This window comes from Flavobacterium sp. HJSW_4 (genome assembly GCF_042436695.1).
Taxonomy (GTDB): Bacteria; Bacteroidota; Bacteroidia; order Flavobacteriales; family Flavobacteriaceae; genus Flavobacterium.
Map to the genome: position 1 here is coordinate 23,064 of NZ_JBHNPP010000023.1, position 23,057 is coordinate 46,120.

The following is a 23,057-nucleotide window of genomic DNA, read 5'->3' on the forward strand; positions in this document are numbered from 1 at the left end:
ACGAATTATTTTGTGCTAATTTGTGAAATTACTGGAAAACATAACTTAAATATTTGTTTCGTTTTTAGAACTAAAAGCCGTTAAAAGCAAATAACTTATCAAGCCAACTGTTAGTGCAGAAACGGATGCTAAAATAAGACTTCCTACGATATATTGTGTAGCATTTTTTTGAATATCGTCGAGCGTAATGGAACTGTCTAAAACTAATGGTGCATTGCTGGAAACAAAAACACTTCCAACTTGAAGCGAAGCATAAATAATAAACGGAATAAAAGGCGGGAAACTTACGTTTGAAGTAAGATAGGCAATGACTTTGTTAAGTCTGAACAGAGCGGCAAAAGTAAAAAGGAGCACAGTTTGAAATCCCCAAAAAGGAGAAAGTCCGATAAAAATACCTAAAGCAATTGCCGCAGATTTTTTAAAATTAGAATCTTTGCTTTCTAAAATATCTTCTAGAAAGAATCTTTTAAAACCTTTTTTTTTTGCTCTTCTAAAAAAATCTCTCGGTTTTATGTACAGCAAAGCATTGGTTACCAAAACGGTATTCAAAATACTGATTCGAGTAAAATCTTGAAACGGACGAAAATGCGAAACTCTTTCTGCAGGATCATACAAAACTTGAATAGGAATATTTTTAACTACAATTCCTTTCCACGCAGCGCGCACAATAACCTCGATTTCAAATTCAAATTTATTGGTATAAAAACGTTTTGGCAATAAACGAAGCGGATATAATCTAAATCCAGATTGCGTGTCGTCTAGTTTAATTCCAGTTTCAAACTTGAACCAAAAGTTCGAAAACTTATTTCCAAAACTGCTTTTCTTCGGAACATTTTCCTGAGTCATATTTCGGCTTCCAATCAAAAGCGTGTTTGGTTCCTCTTGAATGGCTTCTAAGAAAACAGGAATATCAGTTGCAAAATGCTGTCCGTCCGAATCGATTGTAATGGCGTATTCAAAATTCAATTCAAGCGCTTTTCTAAATCCGTTTCTCAACGCTCTTCCTTTTCCTAAATTTTTAGGATGATGAATTTGAGTTAGTTGTGAATACGATTTTAAAATTTCGCTTGTAGAATCAGTAGCACCGTCATTGACAATAATGACATTTGTGGTGAAATCTAAAATAGAATCCAGTACTTTTTTCAGTGTTTTTTGATTATTGTACGTAGGCACAATAACGCAAAAGTTAGTCGAACTAAGCAATTCCTGTTGTGATTTCATGTGGTATTTTTTGAGCTTATTTTACAAATTGCTTCTCTTTTTCAGAGAAACTTTTAGATTGCAAAACAAAATCTTTAAGATAGTCTTTCAAAGCCGCACCTTGCGATGCATAATATGTTGTAATGAATTTTTTATCTTCTTTAATATTTTTCTTGTAGCCCGTAATTGCAGGAACATCTTCTTGAACGCTTAGTCTGATCATTCGCATTTCAATATTGCTCGGATCACTTTTTATTGTTGCTTCCAATAATTTTGCACCTTCTTTAAAACGCTCCATTTTCTGGCCTAATTTCTTTTCAAATTTAGAATCTACTAAAATAGAAGCCGCTTTGTAAGCCACTAAAATTTTATCGTCATTATTAGAAACGCCAGCAAGTTTTTCTACAAAATCTTTGGCATTTGTTTCTGATTTTGCCACATCAGAATACATTTTGCGGATCGAAGCCAAATCTGGCGTCCCAGCAAAACTAACCCATAAAAATAATGTCAGTAAGAGTTTCATAATTATATTTTTTTGTACACCGTGCTCAGTTTAAGGGCAGTCGTGTCGTTAAAGTAAGTCGTGTTTTTCACTTTTACCAAACCGTCTTCTGTTGTTGTAACATCAAGTTCCAATCTTAATTCTGGTGTAACTTCTGGATTAATTAGAGCCATGAATTTTACATTTGCTAAAGACTGAATCATCAGTGAACTTTTTGAAATAGATTCTGTTAATTCTTTAATTATCTGAATCATACAAACACCAGGCATAATAGGATTTCCAGGAAAATGCCCTTTAAAAACCTCATGTTTTGCATTGACTAAAATTGTAATTGTATATTTTGAATCAGATGTTTTTTCTTCTGATAGTATTTTATAAAAATCTTGTAAAATCATATTTTTTATTTTGTCTTGAATGTATAGCTAATACCGATCTGAAAAACTTGATTCAAAATCACATCATCGTAATAATAATCATTATCATTATGATATCCATTATAGCCATAAATATCAATTAATCCCTGCTTAATTCTCGCTTCAAAAGTCAGTCCGTTTGGTAATGAGTAACCAATACCGCCAACCAATGCCAAGTCAAAGTCTTCTGGATCAGAATTGATGTAGTTATCACTAACTTTTAAATCTAATGACGGTCCTGCCAATAGATGAAAACCACCACCTCCAAAGTTAAATTTAGCAACGGCTCCAAGCGTTATATAATTCAGTTCGTATTTTTCAGAATAATAACGGCCGTTTTCAAAGTATCTTCCTTCATCACCTTGTCTTGAATAGGTTATCTCAGGTTGTACAGAGAAAAATTTATTGAATTTAATATTTACTAATCCACCAACATAAAAATCTGTTTTCGAACTGTTGTCGTCAACATTTGATAATGTTGATATATTCAAACCTCCTCTAAGTCCAGGGCTAGCTTTTACCTGAGCATTTGCTTGGATTCCGATAAATAAAACAAATGCAAGTACAGCAAATTTTCTCATTTCTAATTGATTTAAAGTTTATGGTTAGTTTAATTTTCTATTCTGATTTCAGCTGTTGCAAATCGATTTTCAGCTTAATATTTTGATGAATTATTTGAATCTTCTCAGCAAAAATATTGTTTTCTGAATTGAAAAGCAGTGTAAATTTTTCTTTTGTTTTTGATGAATGAACGATCTTTTCTAATTTCTGATCTTTTTTGGAGATAAAAATATAATTGTCTCGTTTGCCGCCTGCCGATTTATAAATGTCAGCAGATTCATTTTCAAATTGTTTCTGAATCTGATATTCTTTCTTTAAAAGCAATCTGAAATCTTCTTTTAAAGTATTAATCAATATTTTTCGATCTAATTCTGAAACAATAGAATTGACTTTAAAATCGGTTTCTGAGATTTCAAAATCCATTAATTTATTTCCAAATTCGGTTGTAAAAACCACTCGATGCGTGGTATCGTTTATTTTCTTGGCAATGAAAATTCCAGACAATTCGTTTCCGTAAACGCTAATATTGGTTTTATAAACATAATCAGCTTTTGAATCTGTGAAATACGGAACCGTGTAAGACGTTTTGTCTAATTTTTTAGGCGTATAATTTTTTGTGACCGAGCCGCAAGAAATTAAAACAATTGCCAAAAAGCAATTAATTAGTAAAAACTGAATCGTCGATTTTTGCATTGATCACTTTATTTTTAAGTACAATTCGGGTATAATCTTCAGATGATTCTAACAATTTTACCTGAACAACTGTTGCTTCTTCTTTGTCAAAAGTCAGTTCGATTTGTTTGATATATTTTTTCAGCGTCGCATCTTTCGGAATAAATTTCGCCAAATTCTGACCTTTCAATTTAAAGTATGAAATCGTAAATTCTTTATCATCAAACATATTTCCGCTTACACTTCCAATAATTAATTTATTGATTCGGGCGAATATTTTACTGTTTCCAATATCAACAGCGCTTTTCTTTCCCTCGTCATTAATCAGGATTTTTCCATTTTTGAAAGTAATGCTGTAATTATATGGTTTCTTATATTGCCATTGAAGCAAAGCAGGTTCTTTAAAAACCATTTTCCCAGAAGTCTCAATGTCTTTCGATAAAAAATCTAAATGTTTGTACTGGACAAAATCAGTAGTCAAGGTTTTGATTTTTTTGGCCACTACATTTACATCTTCCTTAAATTGAGTGATTTCTGCAGCAGTCATTTTTTGCTCTTGTGCAGACAAACTCAAATTAAAAATGGTGAATGTAAATAAGAATAGAAATATTTTAGTTCGCATAAGCTTTAAGATTCAAAAGTTCTTCAATCGAAACGACTTGATAATTATTTTGCTGTAAAAATTGCAAAAACTGTTCCAGTACCAAAACCGAATGTGTTCCAGTGTCATGCAAAAGTACGATTCCGCCGGGAGAAATGTGCTTAATCATTCGGTTTAAAATCAATTCCTGATTTTTTGTTCCTCCGTCAAGCGAACGAATATTCCATCCGATAACTTGATGTCCCGTTACTTTCAAAGCTCTTCGAATGGAAGGCGTCGTAACTCCATAAGGCGGACGAAAAAAGTTGATTTTTTTGGAAGTGAACTTTTCCAAAAGTTCATCTGTTTTACGAAGTTCTTCGGTTATTTTATCTTCATTATAAAAATCAAAAAACTTAGAATGAGAATAAGAATGATTTCCAACTAAATGACCTTCGGAAATAACCTTTTGAAGAATTTCAGGATGCGTTTCGATATTTTTTCCAATGCAGAAAAAAGAGGCTTTGGCATTATATTTCTTTAGAAGTTCTAAAACTTCCAAAGTATAAATGCTTGGACCGTCATCAAAAGTAAGCGCGATTTTTTTTTCTGTTTCTAACGGGTTATTGCAGAAAGCTTTTACATGATAATTGGATGAAATTCTGGCAGAACCAAAAGCATTTATCCCAATCCAGATAAAAATTATAGCAAAAAAGAACCACAAATTTATTGCAGTATAAAGATTCAGAAGAAATATTAAAAGCAATAAAAAGATAAAAAACAGCGATATGTTTTTATGCGTTATCATTTTGACAGCAGCGTAAAACTATGGTTTTTTCCGTTTAATTGATTGTATAATAAAATCGTTTTATAGCTTGGTTTTTCAACCGCATTCACTTTTACGATTTCTGGAATTTCCTGTGTTTTTAAAATTTTAGAAGCCATCCAAAAAGCAAAAGCCGAAGCCGTATCATATTCACCGCTCAAATGTTTGTAATACAAAACAGGAGTTTGAGCAAAAGTATTTTCAGCAAGATTTCTATAATAATTTTCGAAATCAACATTTCCGTCAAAACCTAAAACTAAGGCATCAATATCTGAAATTTCTAAATTATTTGCTTTTAGAAAAGATTTAGCTGCAGCTTCAATTTCATTTTCTTCCAATGTATTAATGATCGAAACATCTAAAATTTCAGCATACGTATTTTCTTTTCTTTCGTTTTCTAAAACAAAAAAACTCGCGCCTTCTCCGTAAACTGCTCCGCTTGTATCAGAAGTCAGAACATCGTACGGACCAGAATTGTCTTTTTTAATACGGCCGTTTAATTTGAAAAGGGCAGTAGTATAATCGCCATTTTCATCAACGCCACCAACTAAAATTGAATTAGCTTCGTCTTCTTCAATTTGCATTTTAGCATCAATAAGAGCTGATTCAAAAGAAACTGCACCATTCACGTAGGTGAAATTGTAACCTTTACATTGCTGTAAAAGTGCAATTTGCGCACCAACCGTATTGTGAGTCGATTGGATAAAAGAAGTTGGAGTTAAAAATTCTTCGTTATTATCTAAAATGCTTTTCAGGAATTTTTCAGAATCTTCGATACAGCCTAAACCAGTTCCGGTAATAATCGCATCGACGTTTTCTAAATTAGCATCTTTCATGGCCAAAGCCGAAGCAACGATTCCGTTTTTTACACCTTTTGCCATGCGTCGGCTGGCAGCTGGCGAAATATATTCTTTGTATACTGGCGGAACAATTGCCAGTACATTTTCATCATGATTTACAACAGCTTCTTCCAAAAAAACAGTATCAAATGTTTTTTGAGTCGAAATACAGCCTACTCCATTTATATATGTTTTTTTCATTAGCTTTTTGAAAATATAAGGGTTGAACAATTACCTCCAAAACCAAAAGAGTTGGATAAAACATGTTCAATATTTTTGTTTTTTAAAGAAGTCTGTGGTTTCAAATCAAATTCTTCCATCGGAATGTCAAAATTCAAGTTCGGATAAACCACATTATTTTGAATTGCTAAGACACTGTAAACAGCTTCAATCGCAGCCGCAGCCGCTAATGTATGTCCTGTAAAAGGTTTTGTAGAACTGAAATCTGGAACTTTTTCATCTTCATAAATTCGAAGCAAAGCCCTTCCTTCAGATAAATCATTATTTGGAGTTGCCGTTCCGTGTACGTTGATGTAGTCAATTTCAGAAGGTTTTAAACCCGAAACTTCAAACGCTTTTTTCATTGCCAAAAATGCTCCGTCTCCATTTTCTGAAGAGGCAGTTTGGTGAAAAGCATCATTTGCATTTCCGTAACCAGAAACTCTAGCCAAAACTTTTTTGTTTTGTTTCGCAACAATTTCATCCGATTCTAAAACTAAAAAAGCAGCTGCTTCTCCAAGATTTAGTCCTTTTCTAGTATTGTCAAAAGGTTTGTTATAATCGTCTGATAAAATCATCAAAGTCTTAAATCCGTTGATGGTGAATTTAGCCAAAGCATCGGCACCGCCCACAATTACGCGATCTAATTTTCCCGTTTTGATTAATCTCGCGCCCAACATAATCGAATTCGCGGCAGAAGAACAAGCCGTACTAATCGTCGTCACCATTCCTTTTAAACCTAATTCTTCAGCAATTTTTTCAGCAACATCGCCGCCGTCGTGGCAAGTGATGTATTTAACCAATTCTGGTTTTTCGAAATAATCGTAATAATGTCTTTCCGTCATATCCATTCCGCCCACGCTTGTAGCAGAGATAAGTCCGGTTCTAAATTCATTTATATCGGTAATGCCGGCATTTTCAACAGCTTGTTTTGCTGCCAAAGTGCCAATCATAGCGGTTCTTGAGAAATTATTATCATCGTTCAGCTGCAATTCGTTGATGAGCTCTTCGTTGGTTTTATTGATTTCGCCAACTTTGATTACATCTGCGTGAACAGTAGATATATTTTGAATACGAGAAATACCGATTTTGTTTTCGATCAACGAAATATAATTTTCCTCAACCGAATTACCAATCGCAGAGATAATTCCCATTCCCGTTATAGCAACACCTTTCATCTAATTTTAGATTTATGATTTTAGATTAAACTTTGCGTCTTCGCGTCTTTGCGAGCAGATTTCTCGCAACTTAATAGAAAGAAGCATGTAATTTAATCTCGCAAAGTCGCAGAGTCGCAAAGTTTTTTAAGCTTTTTAAATAGCAACTCTTGCTTTACAAAGTTTATGCAAATTACTTCGTTCTGTTAGCGCTGATATACGCCGCCATAGTTTCGATTGACTGGAAAATAGTTTTTCCTTCTTTCGGATCAACCAATTTAATTCCGTAATCTTTATCTAAAATCACGATCAATTCAAGTGCATCAATCGAGTCTAAACCTAAACCGTCTCCAAACAAAGGATCATTATCAGCAATATCTTCAACTGCAATATCTTCAAGGTTTAAAGTCGTTATGATTTTATTTTTTAATTCTTCTTTTAATGCTTCCATGATTATTTATTGTATAATGTATTGATTGTTTCGTTTTTATATATTTCGTTTTCTTCTGCGCTTATGGTGCAAAGAAACGCTTTATAATTGTCATTGTAAAATTCTACCCAACCGCACAAAACCGTATCTGCTTTATTCGTATTCAGAAGAATATTAGAATAATTCGACATAAATTCGGCGTTAAAGGTTTCAAATATAAAGAAAGAATTCTCACTTTTCAGCTGATGGCGAATACTTATTTCGCCCAAACAAATATTTGGCAGCGTATAAACAAAGACCGCCGGACTCGGAAAATAGTTTTCTTTGTCTGAAATTGATTCCTGATATTTCACATCGGTATCTAAACTCGAAGACTTATTAGCCAAAACCAAAGCGATATTATTTTCCTTTTCGTCTGAAGTTATCGGACTCAAAAGTAGTTCTGATCCTAAAAAAGCAAGTTTGCTTAAAGCATCCATTTTGAAAAACTTTGGATATTGCATTTCAAAATTTCGATACGCTTGTTTAGCAAAATCTGCAAAATCTGTAGGTTCAATTTTGAATACAGAAGTTCCGTTCAAAACAATTTCGTTGTTTTCGATTTTGATGTAGGATTGTATGTTGGTTTTGTTTTGAGTCATTTTTTTATTTATAATATCGTTCAATGGTCTTATGAAATGACTAACGTTTTCTTTTCCATTTTTTATAGTATAAAAACCCTCTACTTTTTCTTTAAGTTGTATGAAGAAATCTAAAGGTATTTTTTCAAAATTCAAACTAATGTAGCAATCATATAAATATTGTGATAAGAAATCTAAATTTTCCTTATGATGAATTCTTAAAAATATAGAACAATAAAGGTAATCTTTGTCTAAGTATTCATTATTGCTAAAAAGAATTTCGTCCGCTAAGTGATAAAGGATATCTTCATTCCAATTTAATATTTCTGCTGAAAATTTCTCACTATCTGTTTGGTTTAAGTTACTAACAATATCTCTGATATTAGGTTGGATCACAAATTCGAAAGCACCACTACTTCGCTCAAGATTGCTTTCAATATATTTTTTTAAATGTTCAATTTTATCATCCATAAACTATATTTCTAATTTGTGAAAACTCTATAATTAGTTTTTCACTTTCTCAAAAACCACAGCCGTATTACAACCTCCAAAACCAGAAGCTGTTTTCAGGAAATATTCAATATTCTTTTCTTGATTTTTTTCAATCACATTAATAGTTTCGCTTACACCAATTTCATCAAAACCTTTTGATTCAAAAAGCTTATTTTGATTGGCAGATTCTATTGCAATAACCGTTTCTAATAATCCCGAAGCGCCTAATGTATGACCGTAAAATCCTTTTAAACTATTAATGGGAGCGTTTTGTAAATCTAAACGATTTAAGGCAATCGCTTCCATTTCGTCATTATAAGGAGTTGCCGTTCCGTGCGCTGAAATATAATCTAATTTGTTCGCTTCAATTTGAGCTTCTTTCAAAGCATTCTGAATACTTCTAAACAAGCCTTCGCCTGTTCTTGAAGGTCCAGAAATATGATTGGCATCGTTTATCGAACTGTCGCCAATCACTTTTATTTTGGCATTTTTGGCTTCCGCCGAAACCAAAACGGCTGCAGTTGCTTCGCCTAAACTTACGCCAGTTCTGTTTTTAGAATATGGTTTGCATGGCAGTTCGCTCATCGCTTGAAAAGCATTAAAACCAGACAAAACAAATTCTGAAACTTCGTCTCCAGCAACAACAAAAATATTATCGTAAAGTTCAGATTGAATCATTCTTTTAGCAATAGAAACGGCTAAAATTCCAGAAACGCAAGCATTTGAAACTACAATTGGTTGTGTTTGAAATCCGAAGAAATTCGCAACGTTTTTCGCCAAAACATCTAAATGTGCATTGTTAAAACTTTCTTCAGAATTATTCTGTAAAGCCGTTACATTTCCTTTTGTGGTAGAAAGTACAAAAGCAGTTTTCGAATTTAATTCGACTTTAGAATTTTTGATAATCGGCTCTAAAGCCAAAATCATTATTTTTTCTAAACGGGAATATTTGGGTTCAGTGCTAATTTTTGCAAAAGCACTATTTATTTTTTCATTGTTGATAATCGAAGCATAAAACGGATTTGGCATCAAAGAAACATCACTATGAAGCTGAATTCCAGAATCACCATTAAGTATGGCTTCGACATTCGATTGAACATCAAAACCTAAAGGCGTGATACAATTCGTTTCGGTGATGTATATTTCTCTTATCATTTTATTTCTCTCAATTTTTTAAATTTTCACGCAGATTTATAAAGATGTCAGCAGATTTAAAAAAGATTTTTGATTTTAAATTTGTGCTAATTCGTGAAATTTGTGGCTAAAACTTTTATTTCAACAACCCAACTTTTCGTTTCCATTCCTTATAAAAAGGAGGATTCGTCAGCATTAAATTTCCATCTTTATCTAAAAAAACCTGAGTCGTTTCTCCCGTACAGGCCACTTCTCCTTTATCGTCAATAATTTTAAAACGATAAATCATTTTTGCTGCGGGCGTGTCAACAACCGTTGTTTCAATTGTTACAACGTCTCCGTAACGCAAAGACAATTTATGTTCGCAAGTCGATTTTACAATTGGAGTGGTGTAACCCGTTTTGGCAATATCCAAATAGGTAAGTCCGTGTTCACGTCCAAATGCTTCTCGTCCATCTTCGAAATAGGTTATGTAGTTTCCGTGCCAAACAATTCCAAGCGGATCTGTTTCGTTAAAACGAATCCTGATTTCATGTGTAACGGTTAGATCTGTAGCTTCTTTAAACTGCTCTTTTCTTTTTATCATAAAATAATGCGATGGAAGTTGTAATAATGAAAAACAAAAATAACAAAGTTATTCTTGGAATGATTTCGACGAAAGAAACGTTTCGAAGCAATACATCGTAAAAAGCTTCTAATCCCCAGTTCATTGGAGAAGATTTTGCAATATACTGCATGATTGTTGGCATAGCAAAAACAGGAACCCAAACGCCTCCAATTGCAGCCAAAATAATCACACTTGTTGCGCCAAAAGGAGCAGATTGTTCTTGCGTGCTTGCGACAGTTCCCAATAAAATTCCGAAGCCGATTGCTGCAAAACCCGAAAATAAAGCCACAACACTGGTCAAAAAGAAATGCCCTTCAATGTTTAAAGAAGGCAATCCGATGGATGGAAATAAGAAAACGGCAACGGCAACCATCATATAAAACTGAATCATACAAATGATCGAGTAGGTGATGGTTTTTCCAATAATCACAATCAAATTAGAAACCGGATTGGTTCTTAATCGAACAAAAGTTCCTTGTGATTTTTCTTTTACAATATTGATCGATAACGGAATAACAATAAAAAAGATTGCAAAAAGCGTCCAAGCTGGAACGTTATGCTGCACCGAATTCGGACGAACTTCTTTGTTGTTGATTCTCGGAATTATTTCTTTGAAAGTAATAAAGTTTTTCTGTTCAAAATCGATTGTTTCTTCGCCTAATTGTTTTTGAAAAGTCGAATAAATCGATTTGGTTTCAATCTGCGAAATCATTTTGTCAATCGAACTCATCACCGCATTTTTAAAACTCATCTGAACCGCTGGATCAAAATACAGTTTTACTTCTTTTTCTTTAATAACACGTTGAGGTTCTGAAGTTGTAGTGCTATCTGTCAAACCTAAATTGCTGACAATTTTCTCTACATTTTGATCGACTTTGGCTTGTAAATCAGAACTTAGATTTTCTGGAATTACAATTGCGAGTTGAAATTTTCCTTTGTAGACATTTTCTTTGGCAATTTCTTCTGTTATTGGTTTATTGTCAATTTGTGTTACAACGGTGAAATATTTGCTTTTTTCTAAATTTTCAAAAACAGTTTTAGAAACAGCTCCTTTGTCTTTATCGACCAAAAGAATCTGAATTTTTGAATCGGTTACGGCTTTAAAAGTGCTGTCTTGAATTAAAGTTACGGCAATGACCAAAACCAAAGGCATGACAAATAAAATAATCAGTCCGCCTAAATCTCTTCTTAGCAAAAGGAATTCTTTTACTATCGACATCCAAATTTTATATACCATCTCTCAGTGCTTTACCAGTTAATGAAATAAAAACATCTTCGAGATTTCGAGCATCTTTTGTAGTTTCAATTAATGCCGACGGAGTGTCTTGTGCGTAAATTTGCCCTTGATCTAAAATCGCGATTTGCGTACAGAAATCTTCGGCTTCAGCCAAATGATGGGACGTATAAATAATTGTCGTTCCGTTTTGATTTAGAACTTTCAAATAATCGATAATTGCCGTTTTAGAATGTACATCGACACCAACAGTTGGTTCATCCAGAAACAAAACTTTCGGTTTGTGAAGAATTCCTGCAATCAGGTTTACACGGCGTTTCATTCCGCCTGAGAAAGTCTGAACTTGTTTATCGGCAAATTTCAATAAACCTAAAAGATCCAAAGCTTCGATAACTTTGTCTTTTAAATCAGAACCTTTTAAACCATACATGCTTCCAAAATAAAGCAGATTTTCTCTAGCTGTCAAAGTCGGATACAAAGCATATTCCTGAGGAACAACACCAATAATTTTTTTAATTTTTGAAGAATGATGCTGATAGTCTAAACCATCAATTGTAAAATGTCCTGAAGTTGGTTTTACCAATCCGCAGAGCATGGAAATCAAAGTGGTTTTTCCAGCACCGTTTGGTCCAAGCAAACCAAAAATCTGACCTTCATTTATATTTAGCGAAACATTGTTCAAAGAATACATTTCTGCATTTTTGTACTTTTTCGAAAGGGATTCTATTTGAATGATAGACTGCAAAATATGATTTTAGCTGATCGCTTTTTTTAATTTTTTGAAAAAGATTTCTTCTCTATTGGCAATGTCCAAAAGTTCATCGGCAATAGTGTTGTAAGCATCTTCTTTGGCACTTCTGTTTTTATAAATTCTTGAAGCTTCAACAGCAAAATCACGCCATGAATCTCCAATTTTTGTCATCTCTTTAGAAAGTTCTTTCAATTCTTCGTTACCTAAAATAACAGAAGCTTCCTGTAAAAATGCCGCATAAATAAAACGGAAACCACCGCCTCCAGTTCCAATTTCTTCTTGCATACGAACCATTTGCGCCAAGTAATGATTGGCTTTTTTAGTCCCGTGTTTTATTGGCCATTTTCTAATTTGCTTTGAAACAAATTTGATTCCGCGAACACCAACAATTGGCATTGGCGCCAACATATCTCTGCAAGTATTTTTGATTCCTTTAATGATGGCGCTTTTTAAATCAACATCTTTTGGAATCTGAATTGGATAATACATTTGACCGCGAGGCGCAAAAGCTCCTTTAGCAAAACGTACTTTATTCATGTCTTCATAAGTTAAAGTCGTAACGGTTTCCATTACAGGATCGCTCACTAAATATTCGGTTTCGGTTTTTCCGTAAACGACCAAATTGTGTGCGTTGAAATGAAAACGATATTCGTCTGGAAAATAACTTAAATTGTAAACTCCAACTTGTAATCCTGTTGGAATATTATTTTTTAAATTTTCGTCTAAAGCTTTATTCGCATTTGCTACAGAAGAAAATTTTTGTCTTTTTATTTTTAAATGTAAACGATTGGCAACTTTATTGAAAATTTGTCCAGGTAAAGTTCTATAACTAATTGCTGGCGCATAATTCACTTTTATGAAAGGCAGATATACAAAAAATAAACCTGAGCCAATACCAAAAACCATCGGTTCGCTAATGTTTAGTCCGCTATTTTTTAGCAGATTTGACGCTACTCCATTCTCGCAATGAGCAGACTGATGATGTGTGAAAGTTAATTCCATTTATTTGGCAATGCTGTTTTTTAATTCTTCGATTGATACTCCAAAAGTATCAGCATATTTTTTCAGGATTTTATCGTTTAGTTTAGCAAAAACACTTGGTTTAAAATGTCTTTTTACGCGCCATTTCCAAAACCCAACATAACTGGATAAAATCGTAAGATCCATTTTATTGACTTCCATAAAATACACAATCGGACTTGCTTCGCCATCTAAAACTTGTTGTTTTGCATCGGCAATTCTTTCGTTTATTTCGTCAATAGAATTTGAAAGTGCAATTGTTTTTGGTTCCCAGCCTGTACTTAATGTTGTGGTGTAATTGCCATTTTCATCAGTTGCATACAAAAGCTCTTTTACGTTGTTTTTCGTTAAGTTGCTTTGATCCTGAGGTACTTTATCTTTTTCCATTACCTAGTTGTTATTTTCAAGTGGAATTGTTACGAAACCGAAACTGTTTTCTGAATGAACAAGTTAATTTCGCATTCTAAGAGTATCTGTTCTCCAAGTAAGCTTTTGCAGCTCATCGTGCATAAAGTGTAATCGTCTCCGGTGAATTTAGAAACCAAATCGGCTTTGGTTATAATAGAATCACCAACTTTTGGAAGCGCATGAATTTTTACATTTTTCAAAGCGCTGATGAATCCAATTACATTTATGTTTTCATTTTCAATGCCGTTGTCGTCAAAAAAGTATTTTTTTCCAACAATTGCAGAACACGTCTGTGCGGTATTTTCGATTAAACCTGCTTCATTAAAAACACTATTCTGAACAAAAATATTGTCTTCTTTGATCAAGAATATAGTTTCTACAAAGTTGGCATCAATATCCAAAATCAAATCCACCATAAGCATTGGCGCTCGGTGTGGTAAATAATTTTGTATGTCAACAGCAGAAGTAGTTTTCATTATTGTTTTTATTTTGCCAAAACGGTTTTCATTTGTCCTCTGGCAATTTCTTCATTATTTAAAGTCGTCACAATATCAACCAAAGTGATTCCTGCAAATTCCTGCAGAATTGTTACTTCAGATTGAATGTTGTCGTTTACGTTCGGAAGTTTTCTAATTTCAATTTCTTTAATAGAACCAATGTATCCTGTTGGAGCAATTTCGTTTTTCAAAAAATATTGATATCCCGTATGCAATGCCACAGATTGTGCCATGTGTTCGATTAAACCTGCTTCTAGAAATGTATTTTCAACAGCAAAAATATTATCACTCTGAATTTTTAAACCAGAAACCAAAGAAGTTTCAGAATAAGAATGCATAGCGTCCACCATCACAAAAGGAAACTTTTGCGGTAATAAATTTTCTACCATTTCTTTTTCTAGAGAAGCCATTGTTTCCATTAGCAAACAGTTAAATACGCATACGCGAAAGAAAATCTTCCGCTTTCTGGAACAGATAATAAAATTTTATCTCCTTTTTTCAAATTCCCTGAATTCATTAATTCTTCAAGAGCCAAGTAAATAGAAGCAGAGCCTACATTTCCAACTCTAGAAAGATTCATGAACCATTTGTCATCGCTCATTCCGATACCTTTTTCAGTTAATCCTTTTTTCAATCCTTCCACAAAAAAGTTAGAAGAAACGTGAGGAATAAAGAAATTGATATCTTCCGATTTTATATTGTTTTTATCCATGGCATCTTTCATGCTTTCCGCACCTTTTGTCAAGATAAATTCGTCTAATAATTTAACGTCTTGTTTAATTGAAAAAACAGACTCGTTTAGCCATTGTTCTGGCGAATAATCGCTCCAACCTTTAATTTCACCATTTTCCAATTTATCACCTCCAGCATACATGCAGGTTTCTAATTCGTAAGCATACGAAAAAGCTTCCATCCATTCTATTTTTAGCGAAATTGGTCCTCTTGGTTTATTTTCTAATAAGAAAGCTCCGGCACCGTCAGATAACATCCAACGTAGGAAATCTTTTTTGAAAGCAATAATAGGTTGTTCTTCAAGGCTTTTTAAATTATCAGCCTCGTGATTGTATTTTTGAGCATTCAGCCAAGTCGAAACTTTTTCAGATCCTGTGCAGATTGCATTGTTTGAATTTCCAGATCTAACAGAAAGAAAACCAAATTTTAAAGAGTTCATTCCGGCGCAGCAAACTCCAGTTGAAGAGTTTAATTCTACCGATTTATTTTTTAGCAGACCGTGAACCATCGCAGCGTGCGAAGGCAGAAAAATGTCTGGCGTTGAGGTTCCGCATGAAAGTACTTCTACATCTTGAGGCGTAAAATTTTCGTCGAATAACGGTAAAATGGCATTTTTTGTTAATTCGGCATTACTGTGTGTGCTTTTTCCTTCTTTATCAACAGCGTAATATCGGCTTGTAATTTTATTGTTGCGCAAAATAATGCGTCTTGCTTTAGAAGCAGTATCATTGATAAGGCCTAAATAGGCTTCCATTTCTTCATTTGAAACGGCTTCGTTTGGCAAATATTTTGCAGCTTTTGTAATATATACTTCAAACATAATCTAAATTTGGTCTTCTAAACTCCCTGATAATATTGAGTTTCCTTTTTTATAGTTTTTAACTTAAGCGGATAGGTAATAAGGTGCAATATATACACTATTGGTGAAATTAACCATATCGCAAGGAATAAATAAACATTAAATACTTTAAGCAGCTGTTTTCGGTTTTTTTGATTTTTATAAATGATGTTTGACCACTTATTGAAAATTTTATTGGCAGTTTTGTCAACAGTCACTAAATACGAACTTATTTTTACAGCACCAGCATTGACTAATTTCGGCTGTATTTGCGCTAAATTATTTTGCTGTAAAGAATCGAGCATGATTTCTCCAAACTGTGTTGATTCTTCTATATCTTTATCTGAAACTCCTGGAAGCGGAAAAATACCTAGATATTTCTTCTTCACTCCAGAAAACATCCATTCTACAATAGTTATAACGCTGATTAGATTTCCAACGCGATCTACCAAAGCTACGTTTCCAACCAAATTAGCATTTGCTTTTCGCAATAAAACTTTGATTTTTTCCTGTGCCATGATCCACATGTTTCTAGATCCGCTGATGGTAATGACAGGCGTATTATTCAAAATTTTCTTTGCATCGTCGCTTTTCAAAAATGAATTAATTGGGATTGAAGGCGATAAATACCAAACCTGATAATGAAATAATACCAAGTCAAATTTTGTATTTAGAATTTCTTCTGGAACAGGTTTTAATGCAGTCGGAATCTGTAAAAATGATTCTGGAAATGCATCAAAAAAAGAGTCTTTATTCCACGGAAAAGGAAATGGTTTTTCTAATTGTATTTCGTGAAAAGTGATATTTATTTCCTCCGAATTTAGAAATGGTTTTGCAATATTTCGTGCAATAGATTCTAGCTGTCCAGACTGAGAATAATAAATTACGAGAACATTTTTCATTAGGATTTGGCTTTGGTGGTCAGCAAAAGTAAGTAAATTTATTTAAACGAATTTTCTTATTTCGACCAACGACATAGAATTCCTAATTTTTTGATTTATTGAAAAAAAACAAACCGAAAAGTAACTGTTTGGTGTTATTTTGATAATGAATCCTTATTTCCGAACTGGTTCCAAAAATCAAAATAATTAAACCATTGCAAAGGATATCGGTGCAGAATGCTTTCGACGCTTTTTACATATTCTTTCAAAAGTGCTTTTTCGTCGCGGTGTTTTACTTCGGCTTCTCTTGCGTATAAATGATAATGCAAGTTTGGTTCTTTCATTACATAAACAAAAACTACAGGGACTTTCAATCTTGAAGCAATTAAAAATGGACCCGCAGGGAAATTGGCTTCTTTGCCCAAAAGGGTTTCAGAAAGTGATTTGGTTCCTTCAAAATAACGATCGCCAGTAAAGCAGATTAATTCGTTATTAGCCAAAGCGGCGTTGATCTCAAAAATATGAGAGAGATCTTCCTTTATAATAATAAATTTTACGGTAGGTTTTTGAGAAACGCTTTCTAGATAATTCTTAATGGCAGAATGTTCCAAATCTGTCGTAACAAGATTGATTTGGAAATTAAGATCGATATCTCCTAAAAAATGTTCTGCAATTTCAAAATTACCAACGTGCGCACTAATAAGAACACCGCCTTTTTTTTCGGCCAGTAATTTTTTTAGCGTTTCGATTCCGTCAAATTCGTAAGTGAATCTATTTCGCATTCCGGCAGAAATAGAAACTTTATCAATAATAGTTTGTCCAAAAGTGTAGTAACTTTTGAAAACCATTTTTTTGGATTTGAAATAGGAGTATTGAAGCCTCTCTTTGAAATAGTAGAAAATGGCTTTGTTGCTTTTTCTTAGAAATAAAAAATAATAAGAAGCAACAAAATAAAGTAGGACATAAGCAGACTTTATACCCGCTTTTTGAATTAAAAAAACGAATATTCTATAACCTAAAACAGTTCCTTTGGATTTACCATCCCATTGACTCATTAAGCTGACTTGGCTTTGATTTTGTTTTCGATAAGGTCATAGAAACTTTGAAAGTCAGAAATTCCAACAAAATCTGCTTCAACTAGTTTTACACCAAAGTTTGCTTCAATTGAAACCACCAAATCAACATAATCCAAACTGTCTAACCCAAGTGTATCTTTTAAATTAGCATTAGGTTCAATGTCGTCATTATCAACTTCAAATTCATCAACTAAAAAACCATTTATTTTTGCTATAATCTCTTCTTTATTCATTGTTCAATTTAAACTTTTTAACCACCAACGCAGAGTTGGTTCCTCCGAACCCGAAAGAATTGGACAAAAATATGTCAAATTTTTTGTTTAACGTAGTTTTAACTAAATTTAATTTTGACGCATCTTCATCTGGGTTTTCCAAATTGATGTTTGGCGCGATAAAATCGTGCTGCATCATTAGGATAGAATAAATGATTTCACTAGCTCCCGCCATCCAGCATTCGTGGCCTGTCATGGATTTTGTAGAACTTACAGGAGGATTTTTTTCTCCAAAAACTTCAAAAATAGCCTTTGCTTCATTGGCATCTCCAACAGGAGTCGAAGTTGCATGAGCATTAATATAGTCGATATCTGAAGCTTCTAATTTGGCATCATCTAAGGCGCGTTTCATTGCTGTTGCAGGCCCCTCAACATTTGGAGTTGAGATGTGTCCTCCGTTTGAAGAAAACCCGTAACCGCCAATTTCGGCAATAATATTGGCACCACGTGCAATAGCAGATTCATAACTTTCAAGGATTAAAGTTGCCCCGCCGCCACTCGGAATTAATCCGTCACGATCAGAATCGAAAGGTCTTGAAGCTTTTGTCGGATCACCTTCTCTGTTAGAAAAAACGCCTAATCCGTCGAAACTGCTCATGGCATATTTATTAATTTCTTGTGCTCCGCCAGTAATTACAATATCTTGGAAGCCACTTTTAATTAAAAAATAAGCCAAACCAATAGAGTGAGAACCGCTGGCACAAGCTGCACTAACAGTAAGATTGATTCCGCGAAGTTTAAAAATAGTCGAAAGATTCATGGTTACAGTAGAATTCATCGATTTAAAAATCGCACCAGAACCAATAAGCGCAGTGTCTTTTTTCTCGCGTACAATATCTGTTGCGTCAATGATTGCTTTAGAAACAGAGTCGTTTCCGTACATAATACCTACTTCGTGATCATCAAAAAATGCATCATCGATGTTCGCATTTTTCAACGCTTCTATAGTGGCCATATAAGCATATTCGGTTTCTTCACCGATGCTCATACGTTGTCTTCTAGTCAATAAATTTTTAAGATCGGCTTTCGGAACCATTCCTGTTAAGGCCGATTGAAAACCAAATTCTTTTCGTTCAGAATCAAACTGAATACCAGATTTTCCTTCGTACAACGAATCTTTTACTTCGTCTAAAGAAGTTCCGATACAAGAATAAATTCCCATTCCAGTAATTACAACTCTTCTATTCATCGTCTTTCAAAAGTAATTTTTTAATCCTTAAAGTGTAATTTTTTGAACAAAGGCACAAAGTTTTTTTCTTGCTACAAAGGTTCAAAGTTTTTTAAAGTCTTTTTTAAATAAAACTTTGCGACTCTGCTCCCGATAGCTATCGTGATTGCGAGCAATTTTAAATTTTCACAAAAACTTAAAATAATATGCAAACATAGTATTCTTAAGAATATATTCCGCCGTTAATATTAATAATTTCTCCTGTAATATAGCTTGCTTTTTTAGAAATCAAAAAGCTTACTAAATCTGCCACTTCTTCGGCTTCGCCAAAACGATTTACTGGAATTAGTTTTAATAATTCTTTTTCGTCCAGCTGACTTGTCATATCGGTTCTAATAAAACCTGGAGCGACAGCATTAACAGTAATATTTCTTTTCGCAACTTCTTGAGCCAAAGCTTTTGTCGCTGCTACGATTGCGCCTTTTGCAGCCGAATAATTGGCTTGTCCTGCAGTTCCTTTTACTCCAGAAACTGAAACCATATTTACGATTCGGCCATATTTGTTGCGTAACATTTTTTGAATGAAAAACTGAGTTACATTAAAAAATCCGTTTACACTAGTATTCATAACGCCGTTCCAGTCATCTTTAGTCATCCACATAAAAAGACCATCTTTTGTGATTCCGGCGTTGTTTACAATTGCTTCAACCAATTTTTCAGGATTTGCTTCCTGCCAAGCAGTTAAAACATTTTGTACTTCTTCAAAATTAGAAACATCAAAACCTAAGATTTCTCCGGTTGCGCCTAGTTTTTGTACTTCTTGCAATGTTTCTTCGGCAGCCGTTTTATTCGAATGATAATTAATCAGAATATGATAATCAGATTCTACGGCTAGTTTTTTACAAATCGCACTTCCAATTCCTCTCGAACCGCCTGTTACTAAAACACATTTCATATATGTAGGTTTTATTTTTATTCGTCATAAATGAAACCGCTTTATATAATGCGGTTTCATTTATGCAAATTTCTAATTTATTTGGAGATAAATATTATTTCTTTTTTTTCGGTGCTGGTTTTGCAGCAGGTTTTTTTGCAGTAGGTTTAGTTTCCTCTTTTGGTTTTTCAGCAGGAGCTGCGGCTGGTTGCGGTTTTTCTGTACTTTTAGAAAATAGTTCAGCGTTTTCAAACCACTGGTTGGCTAAAACGGTTCCGTCTGGTTTAAGAAATCCCCATTTTCCTTCGTTTTTTACTCTCGCAACACCGCCAATAAATCCTTTATCTTGTTGCGTAAACATCGCGATGATAGCATTTGTTGTGATTCCGTATTGCGTCGGAATTACCAATTTTCCAGATTCGTTAATGAATCCCCAGTTGCTTTCTTTTACTGGAGCCAAACCGTTTGTGCTGAAAACTTCTGCATCATTGTAAGTTGGTTCAATAACAAATTTTCCTTCTGGATTAATGAATCCCCATTTTTTTCCAACTAGAACTGGAGCTAAATTTTTAGAGAATGCTTTTCCTTTATCATAAATAGGAAGAATTGCCCAATTTCCTTTTAAATCGATGTATCCGATTTTTCCATTCTTTTTAGCGAAAGTCAAATCTTGAGTTTCAAAATCCCAGATTTTTTCTGCTCCGTCAACAGGAATAAATTTTCCACCGCTTACAAGTCCGAAAGTTTTATCTTTTCTAGCCCAAGTTGTTCCTTTAAAATAATTTCCGATTTCGTTATAAACAGGTTCTACTAATTCTTTTCCATTAGTATCAATAATTCCCCAGTTTTTGTTTAGCTCAACTCTTGCGTAACCATTTTCAAAAGATTTGATTTGATCGTATTTTGGTTCTAAAACAACCGCCATTTTGTTATCGATCAATCCTACTTTATTGTTTTGTCTGATAAAAGCAACGCCATCATTAAATTCGAATAATTTTTCAGATGCAGGTGCTTTCTGGATTTCTCCTTTCGTATTAATGTAAACCCAATCTTTATCTTTTTGTACAATTGCGATGCCGCTGTTAAAATCTTTAGCATCTTTAAAATCGGCTGGAATTACCCAAGTTCCTTTTGCATCGATAAATCCCCATTTTCCGCCGTTTTCTACAGCAGCCAAGCCTTCAGAAAAACTTCTGGCAGATTTGAATTGAGGTTCGATTTTAAAAGATCCATCTTTAGTAAGATATCCAATTTTGGAGTTTTTTTTAACTAATGCTAATTCTTGACTATTAACAAATTGAATGCAGCTTAGCAATAAAAATACAAGTGACTTTTTCATGGTTTATAAGATTCAATATTAATACTGTAAAATAAAGATTTTTAACTGTTGATCAAATAATCTTTTACTTTTTGTACAAAAGGATACATTACTTGATCCTCTTTAAATTCTGGAATTATGTTGCGAACATCATCGTACCATTTTCTAGTAACAGATGAAATTTGATCTTTTTGTCCTAAATAATCAATTGCCTGAACAATTGTAATTAATTCGATAGCCAAAACTTCAAATGAGTTTTCGATTACTTTTGATGTAATTACGGCAGCGTTTGTTCCCATACTTACAATGTCTTGATTGTCATTGTTGTTCGGAATACTGTGCACATACATTGGGTTTGATAACATTTGGCTTTCTGCAGTTGTTGAAGTCGCAACGAATTGAACTCCCTGCATTCCGAAATTAAATCCTAATGTTCCTAAGTTTACGAATGGAGGCAAAATTTCGTTGATTTTTGAATTCAATAAATAATTCAATTGACGTTCTGCCAACATCGTTAATTTCGTAATAACGATTTTCAATTTATCCATTTCTAACGAAATATAATCTCCGTGAAAATTTCCTCCGTGATAAACGTGTTTGTTCTTAACGTCGATAATTGGATTATCGTTTGCCGAGTTGAATTCGTCTTCTAAAATAGAAGCTACATTATTAATAGTTTCTAAAACTGGCCCCAAAATTTGAGGAACACATCTTAATGAATAATATTCCTGAACTTTTTCTTTGAAGATTTCTTCTGTGTTTTCGCCAGAATATAAGTGGTCTTCTCTTTTACGGATTAAAGTACTGTCAGAAAGATTTGTTCTCATTCTTTCTGCAACTTCCTGTTGTCCTTTATGACGTTTCGTTTGATTTAATTCTTCTGAAAAATGATCGTCGTAAGCTTGAACTAATTCGTTAATAGCACAAGAAGCTTTTAATGACCAATCTAATAATTTTGAAGCATAATGAACATTTACAACTCCAATTCCTGTCATTACAGAAGTTCCGTTGATTAATGCCAAACCTTCTCTAATTTCTACTTGAATTGGTTTTAAACCTTCAATTTCGAAAACTTCTGCCGTTGGGCGTCTGTCTCCTTTATAAAAAACTTCACCTTCACCAATTAAAACCAATGCTAAATGTGATAGCTGTACCAAGTCTCCGCTGGCACCCACACCGCCGTGTTCAAAAATTAAAGGTGTAATATCTCTATTGATTAATTCTGCCATTAAATGAATAACAGAAGGATGAACTCCTGAATTTCCTAAAGAAAGTGTATTTAATCGAGCCAAAATTGCTGCTTTTGCACACTCAGCATTTAAAGGTTTTCCTGTTCCAGAAGAGTGGCTTCTAATTAAATTATATTGCAACTGAATTTGATCAGACTCTTTAATTCTGTATTGAGCCATAGGACCAAATCCTGTATTTACGCCGTAGATTACTTTATTTCCAGAGAATTCTTTTAAGAAATTAAAACTTTCGTTTACTCGATTTAAGACCACATCGCTTATTGCAACTTTACTTTTTCCAAAGATTATGGCTTCAAATTCTGCTAAACTTAAATATTCATTTATTGTATTCATCAAATCGTTTTTGGTTGTGCTAATTTAATTTTATTTATCAAAATAAATGTAGTTATTTTGATGATGGCAAATGTAGGTTAATTAAATGATAAT

27 protein-coding genes are annotated in these 23,057 nt (G+C 33.6%); all 27 read right to left on the bottom strand.

Features of this window, described 5'->3' with window-relative positions:
- Positions 1–45: 45 nt before the first annotated feature.
- Complete coding sequence (locus tag ACE01P_RS18555) at positions 46–1,221, bottom strand: DUF2062 domain-containing protein (RefSeq protein ID WP_379700449.1); 1,176 nt, start codon at positions 1,219–1,221, stop codon at positions 46–48.
- A gap of 16 nt (positions 1,222–1,237) precedes the next feature.
- Positions 1,238–1,723 carry a hypothetical protein gene (locus tag ACE01P_RS18560; protein ID WP_379700451.1) on the bottom strand — a complete coding sequence of 162 codons (486 nt, stop codon included), beginning with the start codon at positions 1,721–1,723 and terminating at the stop codon, positions 1,238–1,240.
- Positions 1,724–1,725: 2 nt separating this feature from the next.
- A complete protein-coding gene (locus ACE01P_RS18565; RefSeq protein WP_379700452.1) occupies positions 1,726–2,097 on the bottom strand; it encodes a 3-hydroxyacyl-ACP dehydratase in 372 nt (123 codons plus the stop codon).
- Between the two features lie 5 nt (positions 2,098–2,102).
- Positions 2,103–2,696 carry a porin family protein gene (locus ACE01P_RS18570; protein ID WP_379700454.1) on the bottom strand — a complete coding sequence of 198 codons (594 nt, stop codon included), beginning with the start codon at positions 2,694–2,696 and terminating at the stop codon, positions 2,103–2,105.
- 37 nt (positions 2,697–2,733) lie between these two features.
- Positions 2,734–3,369 carry a hypothetical protein gene (locus tag ACE01P_RS18575; protein WP_379700456.1) on the bottom strand — a complete coding sequence of 212 codons (636 nt, stop codon included), beginning with the start codon at positions 3,367–3,369 and terminating at the stop codon, positions 2,734–2,736.
- Positions 3,335–3,970 carry an outer membrane lipoprotein carrier protein LolA gene (locus tag ACE01P_RS18580; protein WP_379700458.1) on the bottom strand — a complete coding sequence of 212 codons (636 nt, stop codon included), beginning with the start codon at positions 3,968–3,970 and terminating at the stop codon, positions 3,335–3,337. Before ACE01P_RS18580 ends, ACE01P_RS18575 begins: the two co-directional genes overlap by 35 nt.
- Entirely contained in the window at positions 3,960–4,736 is a 777-nt protein-coding gene (locus tag ACE01P_RS18585; protein WP_379700460.1) for a polysaccharide deacetylase family protein, read from the bottom strand. Before ACE01P_RS18585 ends, ACE01P_RS18580 begins: the two co-directional genes overlap by 11 nt.
- Positions 4,733–5,794 (bottom strand): beta-ketoacyl synthase N-terminal-like domain-containing protein, encoded by a 1,062-nt coding sequence (locus ACE01P_RS18590; RefSeq protein WP_379700461.1) that lies wholly within the window; start codon positions 5,792–5,794, stop codon positions 4,733–4,735. Before ACE01P_RS18590 ends, ACE01P_RS18585 begins: the two co-directional genes overlap by 4 nt.
- Positions 5,794–6,990 carry a beta-ketoacyl-[acyl-carrier-protein] synthase family protein gene (locus ACE01P_RS18595; RefSeq protein WP_379700463.1) on the bottom strand — a complete coding sequence of 399 codons (1,197 nt, stop codon included), beginning with the start codon at positions 6,988–6,990 and terminating at the stop codon, positions 5,794–5,796. The genes ACE01P_RS18590 and ACE01P_RS18595 overlap by 1 nt, the downstream gene beginning before the upstream one ends.
- A 172-nt stretch (positions 6,991–7,162) precedes the next feature.
- On the bottom strand, positions 7,163–7,420 hold the full coding sequence (locus ACE01P_RS18600) for a phosphopantetheine-binding protein (protein ID WP_068841663.1): 258 nt from the start codon (positions 7,418–7,420) through the stop codon (positions 7,163–7,165).
- Positions 7,421–7,422: 2 nt separating this feature from the next.
- Positions 7,423–8,040, bottom strand: coding sequence for a 3-oxoacyl-ACP synthase (locus ACE01P_RS18605; RefSeq protein WP_379700536.1), 618 nt, complete (start codon positions 8,038–8,040; stop codon positions 7,423–7,425).
- Between the two features lie 483 nt (positions 8,041–8,523).
- Positions 8,524–9,666: a beta-ketoacyl-[acyl-carrier-protein] synthase family protein gene (locus tag ACE01P_RS18610; RefSeq protein WP_379700465.1), complete on the bottom strand. Its 1,143-nt coding sequence runs from the start codon at positions 9,664–9,666 to the stop codon at positions 8,524–8,526.
- A gap of 115 nt (positions 9,667–9,781) precedes the next feature.
- Positions 9,782–10,231: an acyl-CoA thioesterase gene (locus ACE01P_RS18615; RefSeq protein ID WP_379700467.1), complete on the bottom strand. Its 450-nt coding sequence runs from the start codon at positions 10,229–10,231 to the stop codon at positions 9,782–9,784.
- The gene (locus tag ACE01P_RS18620) at positions 10,206–11,489 is read right to left on the bottom strand and encodes an ABC transporter permease (RefSeq protein WP_379700469.1); all 1,284 of its coding nucleotides are present in this window, start codon (positions 11,487–11,489) and stop codon (positions 10,206–10,208) included. Before ACE01P_RS18620 ends, ACE01P_RS18615 begins: the two co-directional genes overlap by 26 nt.
- Positions 11,479–12,177 carry an ABC transporter ATP-binding protein gene (locus tag ACE01P_RS18625; protein WP_379700471.1) on the bottom strand — a complete coding sequence of 233 codons (699 nt, stop codon included), beginning with the start codon at positions 12,175–12,177 and terminating at the stop codon, positions 11,479–11,481. The genes ACE01P_RS18620 and ACE01P_RS18625 overlap by 11 nt, the downstream gene beginning before the upstream one ends.
- 63 nt (positions 12,178–12,240) lie before the next feature.
- Positions 12,241–13,239, bottom strand: coding sequence for a BtrH N-terminal domain-containing protein (locus tag ACE01P_RS18630; protein WP_379700472.1), 999 nt, complete (start codon positions 13,237–13,239; stop codon positions 12,241–12,243).
- Positions 13,240–13,644, bottom strand: coding sequence for a hypothetical protein (locus ACE01P_RS18635; RefSeq protein ID WP_379700473.1), 405 nt, complete (start codon positions 13,642–13,644; stop codon positions 13,240–13,242).
- A gap of 29 nt (positions 13,645–13,673) precedes the next feature.
- Positions 13,674–14,141, bottom strand: coding sequence for an ABC transporter permease (locus ACE01P_RS18640; protein WP_379700474.1), 468 nt, complete (start codon positions 14,139–14,141; stop codon positions 13,674–13,676).
- Between the two features lie 8 nt (positions 14,142–14,149).
- Positions 14,150–14,581 (bottom strand): hypothetical protein, encoded by a 432-nt coding sequence (locus ACE01P_RS18645; RefSeq protein WP_379700476.1) that lies wholly within the window; start codon positions 14,579–14,581, stop codon positions 14,150–14,152.
- On the bottom strand, positions 14,581–15,714 hold the full coding sequence (locus tag ACE01P_RS18650; RefSeq protein WP_379700478.1) for a beta-ketoacyl-ACP synthase III: 1,134 nt from the start codon (positions 15,712–15,714) through the stop codon (positions 14,581–14,583). Before ACE01P_RS18650 ends, ACE01P_RS18645 begins: the two co-directional genes overlap by 1 nt.
- A 17-nt stretch (positions 15,715–15,731) precedes the next feature.
- Positions 15,732–16,634, bottom strand: a complete 903-nt coding sequence (locus tag ACE01P_RS18655; RefSeq protein WP_379700480.1) for a dialkylrecorsinol condensing enzyme DarA — start codon at positions 16,632–16,634, stop codon at positions 15,732–15,734.
- A gap of 134 nt (positions 16,635–16,768) precedes the next feature.
- A complete protein-coding gene (locus tag ACE01P_RS18660; protein ID WP_379700482.1) occupies positions 16,769–17,668 on the bottom strand; it encodes a lipid A biosynthesis acyltransferase in 900 nt (299 codons plus the stop codon).
- Positions 17,668–17,922, bottom strand: a complete 255-nt coding sequence (locus ACE01P_RS18665) for an acyl carrier protein (RefSeq protein ID WP_379700484.1) — start codon at positions 17,920–17,922, stop codon at positions 17,668–17,670. The genes ACE01P_RS18660 and ACE01P_RS18665 overlap by 1 nt, the downstream gene beginning before the upstream one ends.
- On the bottom strand, positions 17,915–19,150 hold the full coding sequence (locus tag ACE01P_RS18670) for a beta-ketoacyl-[acyl-carrier-protein] synthase family protein (RefSeq protein ID WP_379700485.1): 1,236 nt from the start codon (positions 19,148–19,150) through the stop codon (positions 17,915–17,917). Before ACE01P_RS18670 ends, ACE01P_RS18665 begins: the two co-directional genes overlap by 8 nt.
- Before the next feature lie 202 nt (positions 19,151–19,352).
- Entirely contained in the window at positions 19,353–20,084 is a 732-nt protein-coding gene (gene fabG / locus ACE01P_RS18675; protein WP_379700486.1) for a 3-oxoacyl-ACP reductase FabG, read from the bottom strand.
- Positions 20,085–20,178: 94 nt separating this feature from the next.
- On the bottom strand, positions 20,179–21,402 hold the full coding sequence (locus tag ACE01P_RS18680; protein ID WP_379700488.1) for a WG repeat-containing protein: 1,224 nt from the start codon (positions 21,400–21,402) through the stop codon (positions 20,179–20,181).
- Between the two features lie 41 nt (positions 21,403–21,443).
- Positions 21,444–22,964, bottom strand: a complete 1,521-nt coding sequence (gene hutH, locus ACE01P_RS18685; protein WP_379700489.1) for a histidine ammonia-lyase — start codon at positions 22,962–22,964, stop codon at positions 21,444–21,446.
- Between the last annotated feature and the right edge of the window lie 93 nt (positions 22,965–23,057).